At 63.0% G+C, this 20,767-nt stretch carries 15 protein-coding genes; 5 read left to right on the forward strand and 10 right to left on the reverse strand.

All coding sequences use genetic code 11. From position 1 onward, the window contains the following. Nucleotides 1-380 precede the first annotated feature (380 nt). Both V9T28_RS17005 and V9T28_RS17010 read right to left on the reverse strand, forming a co-directional pair. The gene (locus tag V9T28_RS17005) at nucleotides 381-932 is read right to left on the reverse strand and encodes an L-2-amino-thiazoline-4-carboxylic acid hydrolase (RefSeq protein ID WP_116400216.1); all 552 of its coding nucleotides are present in this window, start codon (nucleotides 930-932) and stop codon (nucleotides 381-383) included. Then, nucleotides 929-2,887, reverse strand: coding sequence for a putative bifunctional diguanylate cyclase/phosphodiesterase (locus V9T28_RS17010; protein ID WP_116400217.1), 1,959 nt, complete (start codon nucleotides 2,885-2,887; stop codon nucleotides 929-931). Before V9T28_RS17010 ends, V9T28_RS17005 begins: the two co-directional genes overlap by 4 nt. 435 nt (nucleotides 2,888-3,322) lie before the next feature. Between V9T28_RS17010 and V9T28_RS17015 the strand changes: the two genes are divergently transcribed. Beyond that, on the forward strand, nucleotides 3,323-3,958 hold the full coding sequence (locus V9T28_RS17015) for a response regulator transcription factor (RefSeq protein WP_158554760.1): 636 nt from the start codon (nucleotides 3,323-3,325) through the stop codon (nucleotides 3,956-3,958). 74 nt (nucleotides 3,959-4,032) lie between these two features. Here V9T28_RS17015 and V9T28_RS17020 read toward each other — a convergent pair whose 3' ends face one another. The 6 genes from V9T28_RS17020 to V9T28_RS17045 form a co-directional block, all read right to left on the reverse strand. Next, the gene (locus V9T28_RS17020; RefSeq protein ID WP_158554761.1) at nucleotides 4,033-5,433 is read right to left on the reverse strand and encodes an FAD-binding oxidoreductase; all 1,401 of its coding nucleotides are present in this window, start codon (nucleotides 5,431-5,433) and stop codon (nucleotides 4,033-4,035) included. Between the two features lie 28 nt (nucleotides 5,434-5,461). Continuing rightward, the gene (locus tag V9T28_RS17025; protein WP_116400220.1) at nucleotides 5,462-6,268 is read right to left on the reverse strand and encodes an ABC transporter permease; all 807 of its coding nucleotides are present in this window, start codon (nucleotides 6,266-6,268) and stop codon (nucleotides 5,462-5,464) included. A 2-nt stretch (nucleotides 6,269-6,270) separates the two neighbouring features. Beyond that, nucleotides 6,271-7,104: an ABC transporter permease gene (locus tag V9T28_RS17030; RefSeq protein ID WP_116400221.1), complete on the reverse strand. Its 834-nt coding sequence runs from the start codon at nucleotides 7,102-7,104 to the stop codon at nucleotides 6,271-6,273. Between the two features lie 11 nt (nucleotides 7,105-7,115). Next, nucleotides 7,116-8,231, reverse strand: coding sequence for an ABC transporter substrate-binding protein (locus V9T28_RS17035; protein WP_116400222.1), 1,116 nt, complete (start codon nucleotides 8,229-8,231; stop codon nucleotides 7,116-7,118). 60 nt (nucleotides 8,232-8,291) lie between these two features. Continuing rightward, complete coding sequence (locus tag V9T28_RS17040; protein WP_116400223.1) at nucleotides 8,292-9,383, reverse strand: ABC transporter ATP-binding protein; 1,092 nt, start codon at nucleotides 9,381-9,383, stop codon at nucleotides 8,292-8,294. 105 nt (nucleotides 9,384-9,488) lie between these two features. After that, nucleotides 9,489-10,397 carry a LysR substrate-binding domain-containing protein gene (locus V9T28_RS17045; RefSeq protein ID WP_116400224.1) on the reverse strand — a complete coding sequence of 303 codons (909 nt, stop codon included), beginning with the start codon at nucleotides 10,395-10,397 and terminating at the stop codon, nucleotides 9,489-9,491. 151 nt (nucleotides 10,398-10,548) lie between these two features. Between V9T28_RS17045 and V9T28_RS17050 the strand changes: the two genes are divergently transcribed. From V9T28_RS17050 to V9T28_RS17065, 4 genes are read left to right on the forward strand one after another with little or no spacing between them, the layout of a single operon-like run. Continuing rightward, entirely contained in the window at nucleotides 10,549-12,132 is a 1,584-nt protein-coding gene (locus V9T28_RS17050; protein WP_116400225.1) for an amidohydrolase, read from the forward strand. Nucleotides 12,133-12,171: 39 nt separating this feature from the next. Next, a complete protein-coding gene (locus V9T28_RS17055; protein ID WP_116400226.1) occupies nucleotides 12,172-13,896 on the forward strand; it encodes an amidohydrolase in 1,725 nt (574 codons plus the stop codon). Beyond that, nucleotides 13,890-14,855, forward strand: a complete 966-nt coding sequence (locus V9T28_RS17060) for a CobW family GTP-binding protein (RefSeq protein ID WP_116400227.1) — start codon at nucleotides 13,890-13,892, stop codon at nucleotides 14,853-14,855. The genes V9T28_RS17055 and V9T28_RS17060 overlap by 7 nt, the downstream gene beginning before the upstream one ends. A 2-nt stretch (nucleotides 14,856-14,857) precedes the next feature. Beyond that, nucleotides 14,858-16,474, forward strand: coding sequence for a 5-guanidino-2-oxopentanoate decarboxylase (locus V9T28_RS17065; RefSeq protein ID WP_116400228.1), 1,617 nt, complete (start codon nucleotides 14,858-14,860; stop codon nucleotides 16,472-16,474). A 21-nt stretch (nucleotides 16,475-16,495) separates the two neighbouring features. On the opposite strand, the gene V9T28_RS17070 is transcribed toward V9T28_RS17065, so the two are convergent. Both V9T28_RS17070 and V9T28_RS17075 read right to left on the reverse strand, forming a co-directional pair. Then, complete coding sequence (locus V9T28_RS17070) at nucleotides 16,496-19,144, reverse strand: nitrate reductase (RefSeq protein WP_116400229.1); 2,649 nt, start codon at nucleotides 19,142-19,144, stop codon at nucleotides 16,496-16,498. Then, nucleotides 19,144-20,766 carry a sulfite reductase subunit alpha gene (locus tag V9T28_RS17075; protein WP_116400230.1) on the reverse strand — a complete coding sequence of 541 codons (1,623 nt, stop codon included), beginning with the start codon at nucleotides 20,764-20,766 and terminating at the stop codon, nucleotides 19,144-19,146. The genes V9T28_RS17070 and V9T28_RS17075 overlap by 1 nt, the downstream gene beginning before the upstream one ends. Nucleotide 20,767: the final 1 nt, after the last annotated feature.

Consider the following 20,767-nt stretch of genomic DNA (forward strand, 5'->3'; position numbering starts at 1 on the left):
TCCATGGGAGAACGGCCGCTACATGGGTATTGCGGTCAATCATTCTAAACCTCCGGACGCATACGCAACTGTGCCGGGGCGAGCGATTTATAAAGATGGAATTGTCCGGTGCGAACCTTTTGGCCCGCGCCGGCATCAAAAGCCCAGCCGACGCAGAACCATAGCGTTGTGAAGTTGGGGAGCGCAACGGGGAATCTTAATAATTAGTTAACATCCCGCGGCGGCGGGGAAGCGACGACGCGCCTTGCCCGCTGCTTGAGATATGGCATTCTGATTGTGTCGCCCTTCACAGACTGAGGTTGGAGGCTGTGCCCTGCCCGCGCCCTCGAGGCAAAACCCCTTCGGCGGACGGATTCAAAATCGGCCGTTGTGTCAGTTGTTTACGTTCCTGATCCTGTTCCAGGATCATTCCTTGGTTGAACTTGCAACGTGTAACGGAAGTTGCAGTGGCTCGCACCGCCCATGATCGTTTGCGTGCGCTCGAGCGTAATCCGCGGATCATAGCCGGTGCAGAAAACACCATCGCGATTGCACGAAAGCAGATGTCCGATCTTGCCAAGTCCCATTTCCCGATAGGTCTCGGCATAGCGGCAGCGATGAACGTTGTAGTTGAACTCGGTGTCCGTGGCCTTGGTGACCTCGATGACAAGCGCATCGTCCCGCGTCCACAGCGCCTGGAGTTCCTGAAAAGTGCGCAGGTTGGTTCCCCCTGGCGTCTTGGCGGCAAATGCCGCTCCGGTGTCGATCGCGGCTTTGCGAATGGCGCTGTCGAGAATCGCCTGAGCCTGGTCTTCACCAAGCCGGTCGCACATTTCCTGATAGATGGGTGCAATGACGGCCGCCTCGATTTTCCGGCGCGCGAGAATGCCGATCTCACCGTCCAAAGCCGACTGGCCATTTTGCGTGCCGGCCGCTTGTTCGCCATTGCTCATATCTTGTTTCCCTGTGGTGGATCACTGACATGCGTAAACGAGAAGGGAAGGGAAAGAGGCAGGTCACCGCCGCCTTTGGACAAGATTGCCACGGCCTCCGGCAGGGGCAACGGCCTGGCAAACAGGAAGCCCTGCGCTTGCGAACAGCCGAGGCTTTGCAATGTATCGAGATCCTCTTGCGATTCGACGCCCTCGACTCCCACTTCGATCGTCAGCGAGCGGCCAAGATCAATCACAGTTTTCACGAGCATCTGATCTTTGGGAGAGTGGGAGAGGCCGAGGATAAAATGCTTGTCAATTTTGACCTTGCTGAAGCGTCCGTCCTTGAGCGAGGCAAGCGTGGAGAAGCCGATGCCGAAGTCATCGAGGGAAATCGAAACGCCCGCTCGAATGAGACGTTCAAGCTTTTCGTGGACCCTTTCCACATCGATCGGCGCTTCTTCGGTAATTTCGATCTCGAACATCGATGCCGGGAGGCTGCGCGATTCCAATCCGCTCAGGATCATATCGTCAATGCTGCCCGTCTCCAGCTCCTTCGGCGATATGTTCATCGCGACGCGTGTGCGCCCGTGGCCCGCTTGCAGCAACGCCTCCACCATAGCACAGCAGTTGCGGAAAATTGCTTCGGTCAAAGAGGGAAGCTGACCCGTTTCGCGCGCCGCGGAGATTGCTTCCAAAGGCGAAATATTGCCATGCACCGGGTGCGACCAGCGCAACAGTGCTTCGAACCCGACAACTTCCCGGACCGGAAGTTTGACGATGGGTTGGAACCAGTTTTTCAGGTTTCCATTTTCGATCGCCATCTTGACGTCGCGCTCGATACATTGGCGGCGCTCCAGGCTGTGATCGAGCGCTGCGTCGAAGAAGTAGAACTCATTTCGACCAAGACTTTTGGCCTTGTAGAGTGCCGTATCCGCCCGCAGAAGCATCTCGGTGAGGTTTGGTTTACCGGATTGGTAAATTCCGACGCATGCGCCGATGCGCACCGATGCGATCGACGGGTAGGGCCGGCAAATCTCGAAGATCAAGCTGGAGGCAAACGCGCTCACATCCTGATGCTCTCCCGTTTGATGGAATATGAGTATGAACTCATCCCCACCGATTCGAGATATTGTTGCACCGGATGGTGCTATGGCCTGCAGGCGGTGGGTCAGCATCACAAGCAGATTGTCGCCTGCTGCATGCCCGTAGGTATCATTGATCGATTTAAAGCCGTCCAGATCAATGAGCATAGTAATGAGCGGCAGATCGCGGCTTTTCAACCGGGAGATGGTCCGCTCCAGTCCCCGCCTATTGAGCAGCCCAGTCAACGGGTCCTCGAGCGACCTACGTTCCATCTCGGATGCCGCTTCGACGGCCAGGTATCTCAGCGAACAGATTTCGCGGAAATGTTTTTCCACGATCATCGCGCCACGCGTCACTCCACCCAAGAAGAGCACGCAGGCAATGGCAAGGACGTCGTTTTCCATCCCTCCGTTCCATAGCAAACACACGATGGCGACGGAAATCGGCACGGTGAAAAAGTTGATTGACAATGCCGCACACGAGCTGCTGTAGATTGCCGCGCCTGCTGAGACTCCCACGAGAATGATCAGATGCAATGTCGTCTGCTGGGACGTGAAGCCGTCGGTCAGCACCGCAATATAGGCCCAGGCCAAGCCAGCAAGAGCAGCCAAGACTTTATAGGAGCGAAGGCGTCGATGCTCTGCACTCAGCCCATCCGTACCGGCCGTAGACAATATTGAGCCTCGCAACGCGACGATGATGCGGGCAAAATTGATGATGCTTATGGCTAAGAACCAAATGACAGCGTCGACGCCCCTCCCCGACACCCCATCGACAAAAAACAGCATGCCCGACAGCAGGGTGCTCGTTGGCATCGAAACAAAAAGGCCGGCCTCTACGTCTCTCACCTGATCGGAGACGATCCGAGCTTTAAGGGAATCTTCCTGCATTACATCAAGTCATTCGAGCCAGCTCAACCGCCCCCACGAAGCAGCCGGAATCAGACGTTAGTGTAAAAATACCACGGACACTAGGGCCTGCCGACACTTACAAGATGGGTGCTAGATGAGGTCAAGGTTATAGCCGCGCTGAGGCCCGGTGCACAGGCAAGAAACGGGAAAACGACAGGTCCCATCTGAGCGTAAGCCACCCGCCGCGTACTTTTGTACGAGCCGCTACAACTTGGGACGGCCAGCTAACGACCTCAGACGCTGCACACTTTATCAATTTCATATCAGGAAGATTATTAACTACAGGCGCGGCTCACCATGTCTTTTCAAGCCCGTACCCCCTCCTCGTCACACGTGACCTCGCTTTCCCTGCGCAGCGGGATGGGACAAACCGTCCCGTTCCCCGCACTCGCCGGATCACGGTGGACGGAACCCATGAAGACAACAATCGCCGTCATTTCCGAAAGCAAGATTTTCGGCACGTGCTTTGCTCAGTGCTTGCGGTCCCTGGCCCCGGAATTTGATGTCCGGACGTATCACAGTCCCCAGGATTGGCTCGACGACGAGGCATATTTGGATGGAATTGTGCTGCTTTGCGCGTCGGGTCGCATGGCCACCGAGACATACATCAACCGTATTTCGCACTTGGCCAGCGACGCACGTGTCATCATCATGTCCGATATGGAAGACCCGGCCCTGAAGACCTCCGCGATGGCGCACGGAGCAAAAGGCTACGTCACGATGAATACCGACCTCGATGTCGCCATGGGGGCGATCAAACTGGTTCATGCCGGGGGTAGCTTCATCCCGACCGACGGCGCCAAATTGGCCTCGCCCCAACCAGCGGAAGCAAAACCCGCCAAGTCCGCATACTTTACGCAGCGCCAGCTCGAGGTCCTGAAACTCACCTGCCAGGGCAATCCGAACAAGATCATCGCCTACAAGCTGCAACTGAGCGAAGCGACGGTCAAGATCCATCTCCGGAACATGATGCGCAAACTCAAGGCAAGAAACCGAATTGAATTGATCCTCAAGAGCAACGAACTCCGCGATCTCAGCTGGGCGTCGTAAGACCATAGATGTTTAGGAATTGAATGGGCCTGAAGCAGGCCGCAGCTCTTACGCGGCGGCTTGCTTCAGGCCCATCACACGTCGCGCGGGGGGATGATCTTGCCCGGGTTCAGCAGGTTCCCAGGGTCGAGCAATGCCTTGACAGCGCGAGCGAGCTCCTGCTTGACCGGATCGGCATGGCGCTCATAGGCGTCGCGCTTGTGGATGCCCACCCCGTGCTCGGCCGAGAACGAACCGCCGATCTCGCTGAGGCCGGTATAGAGCACATCCTCGATCGCGACGTAGCGCTCGCGCGAAGGGCTGTCCGTGTTGATCGAAATGTGCAGATTGCCGTCGGCCAGATGGCCGAACACGTAAGGCGCATAGCCTGCGTCGATCGCCTTGAGCCCTGCGGTGATGCGGGCGACATAAGCGCCGATCGCCCCAGCCGGCACCGAGACGTCGAAGGACGGCGGATGCCGGTGCATGCGCTCGATCTGCTCGGTTTCCTCGCGCAGGCGCCAGATGGTCTTTGCCTGCTCCAGCGAAGCGGCGACAAGGCCGTCGATGATGCCTGCCTCCTCCCAGATATTGGAAAGGCCCTGCTCCAGCGCGTCGATGGCGAGTTCGGGCGTCTCGGCGCCGAGTTCGATTATGAGCAGGCAGGGCGCATCAAGCGGCAGCATGCCCGGTTTGAACCCGAGCCAGCGGCTCATGGCGGCGGCAAACCCATGCCACATGATCTCCGCCGCACGCAGGTTCGCGCCGCTCCGGCTGAAGAAATGGCGCACAATGCGCTGAGCGCTCGCGGCGTCGGCAATGCCGACCAGCGCCGTGGCCGAAGCCCCGCCCATCGGGTCGAGCCTGAGCGCGACACGGGTGACGATGCCGAGCGTGCCCTCCGCCCCGACGAACAGATGCTTGAGATCGTAACCGGCGCTGGTCTTGAGCACGCGGGTCAGGTCGCGAAACACGCGGCCATCGGGCAGCACCGCTTCGAGGCCGAGCAGGCGGTGACGCATGGTGCCGTTCCGGAACGCCATGATGCCGCCGGCGTTGGTGGAGACCATGCCGCCGATGGTGCAGCTTCCGCGCGCCGCAAGGTCGATGCCGGGATCGAGCCCGTGAACAGCCGCAGCGTCCTGAAGGGCAGCAAGTGGGGTTCCGGCCTGGACGATGGCGACGCGGGCGAGAGGATCAATCTCCTCGATGCGATTCATGGCGCCAAGGTCGCAGATGATTTGGCCTGACGTCGTTGCGGCACCGCCAGCAAGCCCGGTGCGGCCGCCCTGCGGTACGAGCGAGAAACCCATTGTGGCGCAGAAGCGAACCAGCGCCGCGACGCCTTCGGTATCGGTGGGGCGCACCAATGCCGCCGCGCCGAAATTGCGGTCATCGAAGCCCGGGTCGCGCACGCCAAGCTCGTCGCGGCCCCACACGAGCGCGCCCCCTACGGCCTTGCGCAACGCGGCAATAAGCTCGGCTTGTCCATTCACATCCGCCATCCTGCCATTAGCTCCGAGATCAGGCGAGCCCACGCGCCCAGCGGTAGACGATGCGGACGGTCAACACCGTCACGGTGATGAGGATCAGGATCACCGAGATCGCGGCAATCGCCGGATCGATATTGTCGCGCAGGCCCATCCACATCAAGCGCGGCAGGGTGATGGCATTGACGCTGGTGATGAACAGCGTGATCCCGATCTCCTCCCAAGAGAGCACGAAGGACAGCAGCCAAGCCGTCGCAATGCCGAACTTGATATTGGGAATGATGATTTTCGTCGCCCGCTCCCAGGTCGAGGCGCCGAGGCCGCGCGCGGCAAGGTCGATCCGCCGGTCCACTTGGGCAAGTGACACCAGGATCAGCACCACCGCGAACGGCACGATCACCACCGTATGGGCGAGCACCACGCCGGGCCAGGTGTCGTAGCCGACGGCGCTGCCGAGGCCAGACAGCGTGGTCAGGAGGAAATAGAGCGTGATCGCCGACACGACCGGCGGCACGATCATGGGCAGAAGCACGAAGCCGACCAACACGGCGGCGAAACGCGGCCGGAACATCCAGATGCCGAGGCTGAAGGCGAGCGCGAACAGCGTCGCCAGCGTGCTCGAGAAGATCCCGACACGCAGGCTGAACAAGATACTGTCCAGCCAGCGCGGGTCCTCGATGAGCGTGCGATAGTGCCTGAGGGACAGCGCGCCGGTCGGCATCGACAGCATGCGCGAGGGCGTGAACGATACCGGCACCACCGCCAGCAGCGGCATCAGCAGGAAGACCGCGACCAGCAGGGCGACGAACAGGGCGACAGGGCCTGGACGATAACCGCGCATCTTCAGCCCACCATCTGTGCGGGGCGCAGGTAGCGGTACAGCGCCGTCGAAAGCAGACCGACGATCACCACCAGCGTGATGCTGATGGCCGCGCCCAGACCCCAGTCCGGACTCTGGAAGATGCGCAGATAGACGAGTTCCGCCACCATGACGCTGCGGCCGCCACCCAGGATGGAGGGGGTGACGAAGAAGCCGAGCGCGAAGACGAAGACGATCAGCGCAGCCCCGATGATGCCGGGCATGGTCATGGGCACGAACACCGACCAGAAGATGCGCGCGCGCCCGCCGCCCATGCCGCGTGCTGCCAGCAGCACGCGCTCGTCGAGGTTGCGCATGGCCGAGGCGATGGGAAACACCGCAAACGGGATGAGGAAATGCGCCATGCCGACGATCACACCGAATTCGTTGCGCACCAGCATCAACGGCTCGTCAAGGATGCCGATGGCACGCAGCCAGGTGTTGATGAGGCCCTGGTTGGAGAGCAGCGCCACCCAGCCGAAGGCACGCGTCAGCACCGAGATCCAGAAGGGCACGAGGATGCAATATTCCGCCGCCAGCCGCTGGCCGGTTGTGCCGCGCACCCAGACATAGGCGATAACATAAGCGGCCGTGACCGACGCGAGCGTCACCAGCGCGCAGATGCGGAAGGTGCGCACGAACACCGATTGCACCAGCGGATCCGTGAGCAGCGTGCCATATTGCCCGAGACCCAGCTCGGGCAAGGTGAAGCTCCATTTCACCACGCCGAGGAAAGGAATGCCGTAGGCAAGCCCGAGGAAGGCGAGCAGCGGCGCCAGGAGCAGCGCCGCGCCGGGATGGATGAAGTGGCTCCTCATGCGCCTTACGCTCAGGCGGAGATGATCTTGGTATAGGCGTCGAGCGCCGGCCCGTAGTTCGCAGCGTACCAATCCATGTCGAGCGGGATCTGCTTGCTGAAATTCGCGGGATCGACCGGGTTGAGGCGCTTCTTGTCCGCGGGGATAAGCGCGTCGGTGGCGGGATTGGCCGGCCCTTGTCCGAGCATGTCGAACATGACGAGCTGCCGCTGCGGGTCCTGCGCACTGGCAATGAACTTCATCGCGTTGTCGCGGCCGCCCGGATTGCCCTTGATGACCGCCATGGCGCCGGGCGACATCAGGCCCTGGTCCCAGATGAACTTGATGCGGCCGCCTGAATCCTGCTCGATCAGCGAGGCGCGGGTGGACCAGATGATCGCCATGGACGCCTCGCCGTTCAGCAGCAGCGACTGGCTTTCCGAACCGCCGCCCCAATAGGCCACAACGTTTTCCTTGAAGGCCGAGATCTTGTCGTGGGCGCGCTTGAGATCGAGCGGATAGAGCTTTTCCGGCGCAACGCCGTCGCCAAGCAGCGCCGCTTCCCACATGGCGGCGCCCCATTTGTAGAGCGAGCGCTTGCCGGGGAACTTCTTGACGTCGAAGAAGTCGGCCATGCCTTTGGGCGCTTCTTTGCCGTATTTCTCCGAGTCGTAAGCGATGACGTAAGAGAAGAAGTAGGTGGAAGCAGCGTAGTCCCAGCCGAAGCCCTTGCGCGTCTTGTTCTTGTCGACGACGTGATAGTCGATCGGCTCCATCATGCCCTGTTTGCCGAGCGAGATGGCCGAGAACGGATCGGCGTCAACGATGTCCCAGCTCGGTGCGCCGCTCTTGAACTGGGCGATGATGGCGCCCTCGGTCGGACCGGAGCCGTCCTGCTTGACCGAGATGCCGGTTTCCTTCTGGAAGGGCTGGCCGTACGCCTTGTCATAGGCGGTGACAGCATCGCCGCCCCAATTGACGAAGACAAGTTGCTTCGCCTCCGCCGCGGCCCCCGTCGACCGCAGCGCCAGCGGCGCGCCGGCAAGCAGCATGCCTGCAAGCTGCGCGAAGCGCCGCCGCGTGATCTCGCCTCGCTTCACCCTCTGCGCAAGGATTTCGAGGCAGTCCTTTTGAAAAGCGTCATTCATGGCATTCTCCCCTTTTTATTGTCGCGATGCGGTCTCGTTCGATGCCAGTCGCTGCTCCGGCTATCCGCTGGCGGGTAGCAAAAAGCCCCGGTCTGCCGGCCAGGTGAGCCAGACGGCATTGCCATCGCCCAGCGCGTGCCGGGCCATCTCGGTCGGAACCGAAAGCGTGATCTTGGCGCCGCCGCGTGTGGTCAGTTCCAGCCGTGTCGCAGAGCCAAGATAGGTGGAGGCGGTCGCCGTAGCGGCGATGCCGTTCTCCTGCGGCTCTGGCGCGCGTGCGATCGACATATGCTCGGGGCGGATCGCCAGCAGCGCCTCGTTGGCGACGCTGTCCTGCCCGCCGCGCAGCGCGATCTCGCGACCTTCGCATAGGCCGCGGACGCCGCCCTGTTCGGCACGGATGTCGCGCAGCGGCAGCATGTTGATCTCGCCTAGGAACTCGGCCACGAAGCGGTTGCCGGGCCGCTCGTAGACGTCCTGCGGCGTCCCGACCTGCAACAGCTCACCATGATTGAAGATGGCGACACGCGAGGACAGCGCCAGCGCTTCGCTTTGGTCGTGGGTGACGAAGACAAAGGTGGTTCCCGTCTCTTCGTGCAGACGCTTCATTTCCGCCTGCATCTGGCCACGCAGGCTCTTGTCGAGCGCCGAGAAGGGTTCGTCGAGCAAGAGCACGCCCGGCTCGAAGGCGAGCGCCCGCGCCAGCGCCACGCGCTGCTGCTGGCCGCCCGACAGCTTCGACGGCACCTTGTGCTCATGACCTTTCAGGCCGACGCGCTCGACCATCTCGGCGACACGGCGCTTGATTTCCTGCTCGGATTTACGGCGCACCTTGAGCGGAAAGGCGATGTTGGCAGCGACGCTCATATGGGGGAACAAAGCATAGCCTTGGAAGACCATGCCGGCCGCACGCTGCTCCGCCGGCCGATCGGTGATGTCGACGCCGTCGCTGAACAGGCGCCCTTCGCTCGGCGCCTCGAAGCCCGCCAAAATCATCAGGAAGGTGGTCTTGCCGGAGCCGGACGGCCCGAGCAGGGTCAGGAACTCGCCGCGGCCAATGTCGAGCGACAGATTTTTCAGTGCCTGGAACGAACCGAAGCTCTTCCCGATCCCGACTGCCTTGACCTCCGCCGCTCGTCCGGCTTGCTGCATGCCCTCGCCCTCACCTCTCCGCAAAAAACGTAAGCGCGAGAAGAAATCACGGCAACCGAATTATTTTCGCCATATCGGCAAATCTTATTCACCTATTATTGCCGCCTATCCATAGGCGCCGCGCGCCTCGGCCGCCGCGTCCGCCAGGCTGGACCTTAGCCAGTCGCGGAAGGCGGGGAGCACCGGATGGTCGGATTTCGCCGTGTCTACAACCAGATAGTAGGATCGCGACGCGCGGATGGCGATGTCGAAGGGGCGCACCAGTCGCCCCTCGCGCAGCGCCTTGCCGCCCGTGAGCTCGTCGCCCATGGCGATGCCCTGCCCGGCGATCGCCGCCGAAAAAACGAGGTTCATGTCAGAGAAAATGATGCCGCCGGCCGGGTCGACGGTCTCCACCTTGGACAGCGACAGCCAGCGCAACCAATCCTCGAAATCGTTGAGATGCAAGAGGTTGGTCCGCAGGACGTCGGCGGGCCTGGACAGGCCGCCGATCTTGTTGAGAAGGGTGGGGCTGCACAAAGGCGTGAACTGCACGTCGCACAACAATTCCACCGAGCGGTTCGGCCAATTGCCGTCGCCGAAGGCGATGAAGGCATCCGCGTCCGGATTGCTGACGTCCTCCAGCCGCCTTGGCGTCAGGATGGACAGCGAAACGTCGCGATACATCTCCTGGAAATCGGCGATGTGGGTGCATAGCCACAGCGAGGCGAAGCCCGGCGTGCAACTGATCCGAAAGGAGCCGCCAATGCCGCCACCACTGTATTGCGTGCTGGCTTCGCCGAGCATGGTCAGCGCCTTGTGCACGTCATGCGCGTAGCGCCGGCCGCGTGCGGTCAAGGCCACGCCCTTGCCGACACGCTCCAACAGATCGAAGCCGAGATCGCGCTCCAGAAGCCGCAATTGGTGGCTGACGGCGCTGCGCGTAAGGTGCAATTCGTCCGCGGCCCGCCAAACGCTGCCGTGTCGCGCGAAGCTGTCGAGCGCCCGCAATGCCTGTGTCGATGGGACCCGCAATCTCTGCCTCCTCCCTATCCTTTTCAACCGCTTCGGTGAATGAAATTTGCGCGAAGCGGTAAAACATATCACTTTTTGAGCAAGTGATTCACTGCTTTTCTGCAGCGCGGCGCAGGCGCATTTCCCCCAACCCAGGACATGGCAGACCAATATGACGAAGGACATCGCCGAGGACACTGCAACGGGCTGGGTCGACAAGAACGCCGCCGCACTCTCCGAATGGACCAGCGAAATCTGGCACAAGGGCGAGACGGCCTGGCGCGAATACGAGTCTGCGGCCTGGTATGTCGCGCGGCTGCGCGCAGAGGGCTTCACTGTGGAAGAGGGCTCCGGCGGCATGCCGACAGCCTTCGCCGCGTCCTGGACGAATGGCGCAGGCGGTCCGGTCATCGCGTCCTATGCCGAATATGATGCGGTCCCCGGCAATTGCCAGGCGGCGAGCACGGTCAAGGAACCGCGCGCCGGGCTCAACGAACATGCCGGCGGGCATACCGACCCGCATTCCGCGCTCGGCATGAGCGCGTTCGGCGGCCTGCTCGCCACGAAGGCTGCCATGCAGGCGCATAACATTCCCGGCACGCTGAAATTCTTCGGCGAGCCGGCCGAGAAGGTGCGCGGTTCCAAGCCGATCCATGCGGCCAAGGGCTATTACGACGGCCTCGACGCCATGATCAGCTTCCACCCCTGCTACATGCTGCCGTTGTGCAACACGGTGAACTGGAACACCCATTGCGGCGCGGCCTTTGCGATGGTCTATCGCTTCGTCTGCGACGAGCCGGAAAGTTGGCTGAAGCGCGCCGATGGCCTGCCGATCCCGCAGGCGCACAGCGCCGTGCGCGCGCCGGGCGCCAACGACGCGTTGTTCTATATGTACAACGCTTCCAAGGCGCTGCGCGATTCCATGTTGCCGCATATGGGCGGTTGGTCGATCAGCGAGGCCATTCTGACGGCGGGACAGGCGACCGCCGACAACCTGCCCGCGCGGCTCGCCGAGATCCAATACATCATCCGCGTGCCGACGGTGGAGATGGCCGAGCAGGCGACGCTCATTCTCGACCGCAACGCCGAAGCCGCGGCCAAGCTTACGCATTGCCGCGTGGAAAAGATCTGGGTGTCGAAGTCGCGCCCGGGGCTCGCCAACCATGTCATGGCGCAGCTCGTATTCGGCAAGCTGGCGGCGGTCGGCGCGCCGAAGTGGGGGGAACGTGCCAAGGAGATCGCGCGAGAGATCCAGTCCAATCTCGGGCTTAAGCCGATGGCCGAGCCCTTCCTGCCGGATTGCGAAAAGCTGATCTCGCCGCAGGAGGCCGAACACATCCTGCGCCGGGACCTGCCGCCGTCGCAAATCAACTACACCTCGGACGATTATACGGACATGTGCTGGCACGCCCCCACCGCGCGCCTCTACATCGCCCGGCCCATGCTCTCGGGGCCGCCCGGCTTTGCCTATCCCGACTGGGTTATGAACGCGCTGGGCGGCATTCCCGAAACCATCGATCCGATGGTGATCTGTGCGGCGAAAACCATCGCGCACGCGATGCTCGAGCTGATGCAGAACGCCGAAGTGCGCGCGGCCGCCCGCAGAGAATTCGAGGAGCGGACCGGCGGCGGCGTCGGCGGCAAGACCTGGATACCGCCGCTCGCCGATTACGAAGCCCCGATCGGCCTGCGTTGGCCCGAATATGTCACCACGGTGCGCGGCCGCGAATGGTGGATTCCGAGCGCCGGCTATTGAGGCCGACACTTGCGCTTTTTCTTCTGACCGGTTCCGATCATGCGCGTTCTCTACGACCACCGCCCGAGCCACTCAGGCCATAGCGCCTATGCGGACCTCGTGCTTATCAATGGCTCCATCTATACCGGCGACCCGGGCCTACCGTGGTGCCGGGCGCTGGCCGTGGCGCGCGGCCGCATCGTCGCGCGGGGCGACCGCTCGGATGTGGAGCACCTGATTGGGGCCCAGACCAAAGTGACGGATCTCGGCGGACGCTTCGCCATGCCGGGCCTCTACGACATGCACACCCACCCGGATCTCGCATTGGCGCCACGCTATGCCGACGATTTGGATATCGGCATCGTCGACCCGACGCCCGACCAGGTGCGCGATGCGATCCTCGCCTATGCCGCCAAGCATCCGAACCGCGAATGGATCTATGGCCAGTATTTCGTCCGCTATACCTTCCGTCAGGCCGGCCTGGTGCCCGGCAAGGATTGGCTGGACCAGGTGATGCCCGACCGCCCGGTCGCACTGCTCGACCGTATGTGGGGCACCATGATGGTCAACAGCGAAGCACTTCGGCGCGCCGGCATCACAGCCACAACGCCCGACCCGGCCAATGGCTATCTGGAGCGCAGTCCGGCGAGCGGCGAGCCGACGGGCCTTCTGATCGACGGCGCCTATGCCCTGATCCATGCGGCCATGCCGCCCACCCCGGTGCCGGTGCTGCGCGCCGCCTATCGCGACGGGGTGCGCTACCAATCGGCGCGCGGCGTCGTATCGACAAAGTATGTTCACGTTTGTGAAAACCGGCTGAACGCCCTGCAATCGCTCGATCATGCGGGTGAGCTGACGCTGCGCGTCGAGGCGGCGATAAGCTGGCAGGACGACATCTTCCCAGTGCGTCGGCGCTGGGAGCTGCTCGCGGGCGAGCGCCATTATTATCGTTCCGCGCGGCTCAACGCCAATGCGGTGAAATTCCACTTCGACGGCACGGTCGAGCCGCGCTCCTCCTATCTGATGACGCCGTGGGACGGAAACAGCACGTGGAGCGGCAAGCTCAACCTGACGCCCGAACATCTTGCCGACATGATCTGGGACATGGACCGGCAAGGCATTCGCGTCATTGCCCATTGCACGGGCGATGCGGCGTCCGACACGTTCCTCGACGCGGTCGAGGGAGCGCGCCGCCGGCCGGGCGGTCTCTGCGTGCGCCATCAATGTGCGCATAGCACCATCCTGCACGGCGGCAATCTCAAGCGCTTCCGCGATTTGGGCGTCACCGCCGAATTCTCGCCGGTGTCGTGGTATCCGTCGAAATTCGTCTCTGGCGCCCGCTCGGGCTATGGCGCGGAACGCCTGTCGCGCGCCTACAACATCAAGGGCGTCTTGGAAGCCGGCGGCGTCGCCGTCATCGGCACCGACTGGCCGGTGAGCCCGCTCGATCCCTGGATCGCTTTGGAAACGATGGTCACGCGCGCCAATCCGTGGGGCGAAAGCGAGGACCGCTTCGGCGAGCCGATCGCGCTCCCCCAAGCGATCGATGTGATGACCAAGAACGGCGCCTGGTCGATGGGCATCGACCACGAAGCGGGCACGCTCGAAATCGGCAAGTCGGCCGACATCATCGTGCTTGACCGGAACCTGTTCGAGATCGAGCCGCAAGGCAACATCCACGCCACCAAGGTGGACCTGACTTTCGTGCAGGGCCAGCTCGTGCATGACCGGCTCAACGACAAATCCGAGGCCGTCTGGCACGGGGAAGCGCCGCAACTATGGTGATGCAAGGCGCCGCGCCCATACCGGTCACCGTGATCGGCGGTTTTCTCGGCGCGGGCAAGACGACGCTCGTCAACCACATTCTGAGCGGCGACCATGGGCTCAAGGTCGCCGTGCTGGTCAATGACTTCGGCGCCGTCAACATCGACGCCGCGCTGATCACCGCGACCGAGGGCAGCCTCTACAGCCTTTCCAACGGCTGCGTCTGCTGCGGCCTCAACCAGGGCCTCGTCGAACAACTCGAAGAGCTTTTGGCAAGCCGCCCCGACATCGACCATGTAGTCATCGAGGCGAGCGGCGTCGCCGATCCCGCCCGCATCATGGATACGGTGCGCTATGCACGCTTTGCCGCGCGCCTGCGTGCGGATGCGATCGTGGTGATGGTCGACGCTGCCGGCTTCGACGACGCGATTGCCGCAGCGCCCGGCCTCGCCGAAGCACAGATCGGCTCCGCCGATCTCCTGGTCCTGAACAAGACTGAGCTCGTCGATCGCACGGCGCTGGATGCGTGGCGCGCGCATTGGACTTTTCCGGACACGCGCATCGTCGAAACCGCACGCGCGTGTGTGCCTTTCGATATTCTCTTCGCCGGTCAAATTTCACAGCGCGGGATCGCGTCGCGATTTGCGGCCGAACCGGTACATGAACAAGCAACGAGCGCAACTTGGCGACACGACGGTCCCATCGACCTCAACTGCCTGCAAAAGGTGCTCGCTGGTCTGCCCACGGCGATCTATCGCGCCAAAGGTTTTTTGCGTGCGCATGATGGCCGCCGCTTCGCCGTGCATCTGGTTGGAACGCGCCTTTCCTTCGAGCCCATGGCGCATGCACCCGAAGGCCTCGGCACCGAAAACCTGCTCGTGCTCATCGGCTTCGAGAAGCATCCTCCCTTTGAAACCATCCTGGCGCAGCTCGACGGCTGCGTCGAACCTGCAGCTCCCGCCGCGAAAGGACATGCGTGAAGATGAAGACGGTTGGAACCTATCTGGTCGAACTTTTGGCAGCCTATGGCGTCGATACGGTGTTCGGCATTCCCGGCGTCCACACGGTGGAAATGTATCGCGGCTTGCCTGGCAGCGGCATTCGCCACATCACGCCGCGCCACGAGCAGGGCGCCGGCTTCATGGCCGACGGCTATGCCCGCGCCACCGGCAAGCCGGGCGTGTGCTTCATCATTTCCGGCCCCGGCCTTACCAATATCGCCACCGCCATGGCGCAGGCTTACGGCGACTCGGTGCCCATGCTGGTCATCACCAGCGTCAATCCGCCCGGCCGCATGGGCTCGGGCGACGGGTACCTGCACGAATTGCCCGATCAGCGCCAGCTTGGCCGCCAGTTCACCGCCTTCAGCCACACCGTGCTGCGCGCCGAGGAATTGCCGCAGGTGGTCGCCCGCGCCTTCGCCGTGTTCGCCTCCGCGCGGCCGCGCCCGGTGCACATCGAGCTGCCGATCGACCTGCTGACGCAAGATGCCTCGGCCCTGCCGCCCACCAAGAGGCGTCCGGCGCCAATGCGCCCGGCACCGCAACAACAAGCGATTGCTGCGGCCGCAGCCATGTGCGCGGCCGCCAGACGTCCCGTCATCCTCGCGGGCGGCGGCGCGGCCGACGCCAGCGCACCTTTGCACGCTCTCGCCGAAGCGCTCGACGCGCCGGTCCTCATGACCGTCAACGGCCGCGGCGTGCTGCCGGCCGGCCATCCGCTTGGCGTCCAATGCAATCCGTCCTTGGAGCCCACCGCCGCGCTCATCAAGGCCGCTGATCTCGTCATCGCGGCCGGCACGGAATTCGGCCCCACCGAATTCGATTTTTACGACACCGGCGGCGTGCGCATCACCGGCAAGCTGATCCGCATCGATATCGATCCCGAACAGGCCATGCGCGGCCGTCCCGCGGATCTCGCGCTGATCTCGGATACGGCGCTCGCGCTTGCGGCGCTGGTCGCCGCCGTCTCGCCGCGCCCTAAGGGCGATGGCGCTCGCCAGGCCAAGAGCGCGCGCGCGGGTATCCGGCAGATGCTGAACCCTGTTTTGCGCGCCGGCGTGCATCTCATGGAGGTCGTGCGCGACACGCTGCCCGATGTGGTGATGACGGGCGATTCCACCCAGCCCGTCTATGCCGGCTGCTGCGACTTTGCCGCCAACAAACCGCGTTCGTGGTTCTGCTCGGCCACGGGATACGGTACGCTCGGCTATGCTTTGCCCGCTGCTGCCGGCGCGCTGATCGGCAGCGGCCGTCCGACAGTCTGCCTTGTCGGCGACGGCGGCATCCAGTTCACGCTGCCCGAACTCGGCTCGGCCCGCGAGGCCGAATTGCCGTTGATTGTGCTGTTGTGGAACAACAACGGCTATGGCGAGATCAAGACCTATATGGAAGCGCGCGGCATCGAGCCGATCGGCGTCGATATTTACACGCCAGATTTTTTAGCGATCGCGCGCGGCTTCGGCTGCGAGGCGGAAAAGCTCGAAGATCCGCGCGACTTGCCCGCGAAGCTGAAAGCCGCCGCAGCGCGCAATCGGCCAACCGTGATCGAGATCAGTGAGGCCGCCTATGTGGCTGCAGTCAGCGAAGCCGGCGGCTGACATCCCACCCAGGAAGACGGACTAAGCGCGCAGTTCCATCAGGATCTTCTTAATTTCGGGCCGGCAAGAGCCGCAATTCGTACCGGCCTTCAGGGCGACGCCGATCTTCTCGACATCGGAGCACCCTTTGCGCGCTGATTCTTCGATTTCTTCCTGGTGAACACCGAAACAGGCGCAGATGCGCCGGCCCATGGACTTTCCGGCGTCCGGCGCCCGCTCCGCGAGAATATATCTGCGGATCTCCGGCGATAGCTGCCCGCGGGCGAGAAGCGAAATGGCCCAGTTCAGCACGGCTTCGTCGCGCTTAGGCCCGACCGACAGCAGCACTTGCAGATGCCCGTCCACCACCGACGCGGCGCGATGCAGATCGACGACTTCGTTGTGCTGCATCAGCGGGCTGGCGCCGAGCTTCAGCCAGTTCGATAGATAGGTATGCAGCACAGCGGGTGTCTCGGAACTCGCGAAGGTGATCGCCTCGCCACCAGGCACGGACATGCGCGCATGGCTGAGCCAGCCAGGCAATCGCAGGTGCTCGCGCGCGACGATGAAGCCTTCGGCAGCAATCGTCACACGCCGGATCGCGACAGGAACCGCCTTGGATTCGGGCTGTCCCGAAATCGGATCGACGAAACCATGCACCAGAGAGCCGATGCGCGCACGGCCGGCGGTGGCATCGGTCCAATGGATCGGCGCGAAAGCCGTGCCGCGCGGCTGCGCATCCGTCACCGACACCCGGATTTCGGCCTGGCCGTGGGCGCTCTCGACATGCACGAACTCGCCGTCCGCGACCTCCAGCTTGGCCGCATCTTCGGGATGGAGATCGAGAAAGGGCGCCGGGATATGGCCTGCCAGCGTGGTGCTCAACCCCGTCCGCGTCATTGTGTGCCATTGGTCACGCACGCGGCCGGTGTTGAGCAAAAACGGATAGGCCTCCGAAGTCCTGGCGGCGAGATACGGCTGCGCGAGCGCGACAAAGCGCGCTTTGCCATCGGCATGGGCAAAGCCGCCCTCGGCGAAGAGGCGCGGCTCACCTTGCGCGGACTCGTCTGGAACCGGCCATTGCACAGGCGCGAGCGTCGCGTAATCCTCATCGCGCACCTGCGCCAAGGCACCGATATTGAACGGCCGCTGCTGCGCATTTTCAAACGCCGACAACGCCGCGTGTTCGCGGAAAATATCGGCAGGCTTTTCATAGGCGAAAGCCTCGGCGTGCCCGAGCCGCCGCGCGACCTGCGCGATCTGCCACCAATCCGGCTTTGCTTCGCCGGGCGGCGCGCGGAACGGCCGTTGGCGCGAAATCCGGCGCTCGGAATTCGTCACCGTACCGTCCTTTTCACCCCATGCAGCCGCGGGCAACACCACATGCGCCGCGTCAAGCAATCCGTCGACATCGGCGCTTGCTTCCGACACGGCGAGGAAATCCAGCCGCTTGAGCGCGGCGCGCATCGCATCGGCCCGCGGCAGGCTGACCGCAGGATTGGTGCATAGAATCCACAGCGCGCGGATTTCACCGCGTTCGACCGCCTCGAAAAGATTGACCGCCTTGCGCCCTTCGCGCGTCGCCATCTGCGGCGCGTTCCAGAAGCGGCGGACACGATCGACATCCGTTTCCGAGAATCCCATATGCGCGGCGAGCTGATTGGCAAGGCCTCCGACTTCGCGTCCGCCCATGGCATTCGGCTGGCCGGTCAGCGACAAAGGTCCCGAGCCGGGTTTGCCGATACGTCCTGTCGCGAGATGGACATTGAGAATGGCGTTGACCTTGTCGGTGCCCATGGCGGATTGATTGATGCCCTGGCTGTAGCAGGTCACGACCTTCGGGTGATCGATCCACCAATCGCAGAATTGCTGAACGTCCTTCGGCGCAAGTCCGCATCTGGCGGCGGTTTCGGCAAGACTCGGCGCGATCTGGCGCGCATTGTCGAGGGCGCTGTCGGAACCGACCGTGTGTTGCGCCACGAACGCCGCATCGACCTTGCCGCGCGCCGCGATCTCTTGCAACAGCCAGGCAAAAAGCACCGCATCCATGCCGGCTGCTATGCCGAGATGCAGATCGGCGCTATCCGCCGTCGCGGTGCGGCGCGGATCGATCGTGATGACTTTCGTGCCGCGTTTGGCGCGCGCCGCATCCATGCGCTGAAACAGAATCGGATGGCACCAGGCCGCATTGGAGCCGGCCAACACGATGACATCCGCCTCGTCGAGATCCTCATAACAATTGGGCACCACGTCGGCCCCGAACGCGCGCCGATGCCCCGCGACGGAGGAGGCCATACAGAGGCGCGAATTGGTGTCAACATTGGCCGAGCCAAGAAAGCCTTTCATCAGCTTGTTGGCGACATAATAATCTTCGGTCAGCAACTGACCGGAAAGATAGACGGCAATCGAGTCAGGGCCGTGCGATGCGAGCGCCTCGCGAAATCCCGTCGCGACCGCGTCCAGCGCCCGGTTCCATGTGGTGCGAACGCCATGAATGGTAGGATAGAGGAGACGCCGCTCATCGGACAATGTCTCGGCGAGCGCAGAGCCTTTCACGCAGAGTTTGCCGTAGTTCGCCGGATGATCGGGATCGCCCTTCACGCTCACCGCGCCGTCAGCTCCGCGCGCCGCAATCACGCCGCATCCAACCCCGCAATAGGGGCAAGTGGTTTTCACCTGTGCGGCTGTCATCAGTAAACGTCCGCCTGGTACCGCCCGTCCTTTTTCAAACCTTTGACGAAGGCCGCTGCTTCTTCGGTGCTGCGCGCGCCCCATTGCGCGATCACATCGACGAGCGCACGCTCGACATCGCGCGCCATGCGCTTGGCATCGCCGCAGACATAGAAATGCGCGCCTTCGGCGAGCCAGCGCCACAATTCCGGCCCGACCTCGCGCATCCGATCCTGCACATAGAATTTGCCTTGGTCATCCCGTGACCAAGCGAGCGACAGCCGGGTAAGCACCCCGTCGTGGCGCAATTTGTCGAGCTCGTCCTCGTAAAAGAAATCGCACGCACGGCGCTGATGACCAAAAAACAGCCAATTCCGCCCCGGCGCCTTGGCTGCAGCACGCTCCTGCAAAAACGAGCGGAATGGCGCGACGCCCGTGCCGGGGCCGACCATGATGATCGGTACGGAAGGATCTCTAGGCAGCGCGAAGCCGTGTGCCTTCTGCACATAGACGCGAAGCTTCTCTCCCGCGGGCATTCGGCCGCCGACGTAAGTGGATGCAATGCCGAGACGCTCGCGTTTGCCGATTTTGTAGCGCACCTCATCCACGGTGATCGAAATGCGGCCCGGCGTCGCCCGTGCGGAGGAGGAGATCGAGTAAAGCCTGGGCTGCAGCGGCTCCAATGCCTCGACGAAGGCCTCGGCACCCGGGCGCACGCCAGGAAAATGGTGAAGCGCCGCGAGAACGTCCATCGTCGGCAAGACCCCGTCAGGATCTTCGCCATTGGCAAAGGCCCGCGCCTTGCGCCGCTGCTCGCCGGCACAGAGATAGGAAAAGAGTTGAAACAGCGAATCCGGTGCAGCGCTCAGCGTGACATCCTCGATCAGCGTATCACGCAACGTCTTCTCGCCGATGATGCCTTCCGGGCGCGCGCCCAGCATGGCGATGATCTGATCGGCAAGGCCTGCGGGGTTCTTGGGATAGACGCCGAAACTATCGCCTGGCTCATAGGCGAGCCCGCTTTCGCTCAAATCGAATTCGACATGCCACGTCGTCTTTTCCGAACCCGTTCGGTTCAACCGCCGCCGGGAGAGCAGCGTGGCCCAGGCCGGATTGTCGCGCGAAGTACCCGCCGGCGCGGCCTGTATCGTCGGCACGTCCTCCGGCGCAGCGGCTTCCTCGCCTTTATCCGCTGCAGGCGCAGTGGGTTGCGCAGCATCGATCTCGACGGCAATCTGCTTGAGCATCCGGGCCGTCTCCTTGCCGCCCGGCGCACACAAGGTCAGCCGCTCCTCTTTTTTCAAAAACAAGGCATTGGCATAGTCGGCGCAATTGTAGCCGCATTGGCCGCAATCCTGCTGCGCCATGGCCGCCATCAACCGCAACGCGACGGGCTTGCCTTCCGCCATGGCGAGACGCTCGTCCATCGGCATGCCGGGGTCGTGCCAGGGCGCCTGATCGTTATCGGCAAGCGCCGGGCCTGCCGCCGGTTCCGCGCCCGCCGCGGGGGGAAGAGCGCCTTGCGCAGCGCCCGGCTGCGGCGCGAGAAGGGCCTGAAAAAAGCCGTTGAGCCAGGCTCTTTGTTCGTCCGAAAACGGCGCATTTGTCGGGATGAGCGAGCGAAGTTGGAGTGGCTGGTTCATA

The sequence above is a fragment of the Methylovirgula sp. 4M-Z18 genome (genome assembly GCF_037890675.1).
GTDB lineage: Bacteria > Pseudomonadota > Alphaproteobacteria > Rhizobiales > Beijerinckiaceae > 4M-Z18.

Coding starts and splice junctions, on each gene's coding strand:
- V9T28_RS17005 (WP_116400216.1), bottom strand. CDS start 932: ATGAGCAATGGCGAACAAGCGGCCGGCACGCAAAATGGCCAGTCGGCT.
- V9T28_RS17010 (WP_116400217.1), bottom strand. CDS start 2,887: ATGCAGGAAGATTCCCTTAAAGCTCGGATCGTCTCCGATCAGGTGAGA.
- V9T28_RS17015 (WP_158554760.1), top strand. CDS start 3,323: ATGAAGACAACAATCGCCGTCATTTCCGAAAGCAAGATTTTCGGCACG.
- V9T28_RS17025 (WP_116400220.1), bottom strand. CDS start 6,268: ATGCGCGGTTATCGTCCAGGCCCTGTCGCCCTGTTCGTCGCCCTGCTG.
- V9T28_RS17030 (WP_116400221.1), bottom strand. CDS start 7,104: ATGAGGAGCCACTTCATCCATCCCGGCGCGGCGCTGCTCCTGGCGCCG.
- V9T28_RS17035 (WP_116400222.1), bottom strand. CDS start 8,231: ATGAATGACGCTTTTCAAAAGGACTGCCTCGAAATCCTTGCGCAGAGG.
- V9T28_RS17040 (WP_116400223.1), bottom strand. CDS start 9,383: ATGCAGCAAGCCGGACGAGCGGCGGAGGTCAAGGCAGTCGGGATCGGG.
- V9T28_RS17050 (WP_116400225.1), top strand. CDS start 10,549: ATGACGAAGGACATCGCCGAGGACACTGCAACGGGCTGGGTCGACAAG.
- V9T28_RS17055 (WP_116400226.1), top strand. CDS start 12,172: ATGCGCGTTCTCTACGACCACCGCCCGAGCCACTCAGGCCATAGCGCC.
- V9T28_RS17060 (WP_116400227.1), top strand. CDS start 13,890: ATGGTGATGCAAGGCGCCGCGCCCATACCGGTCACCGTGATCGGCGGT.
- V9T28_RS17065 (WP_116400228.1), top strand. CDS start 14,858: ATGAAGACGGTTGGAACCTATCTGGTCGAACTTTTGGCAGCCTATGGC.
- V9T28_RS17070 (WP_116400229.1), bottom strand. CDS start 19,144: ATGACAGCCGCACAGGTGAAAACCACTTGCCCCTATTGCGGGGTTGGA.
- V9T28_RS17075 (WP_116400230.1), bottom strand. CDS start 20,766: ATGAACCAGCCACTCCAACTTCGCTCGCTCATCCCGACAAATGCGCCG.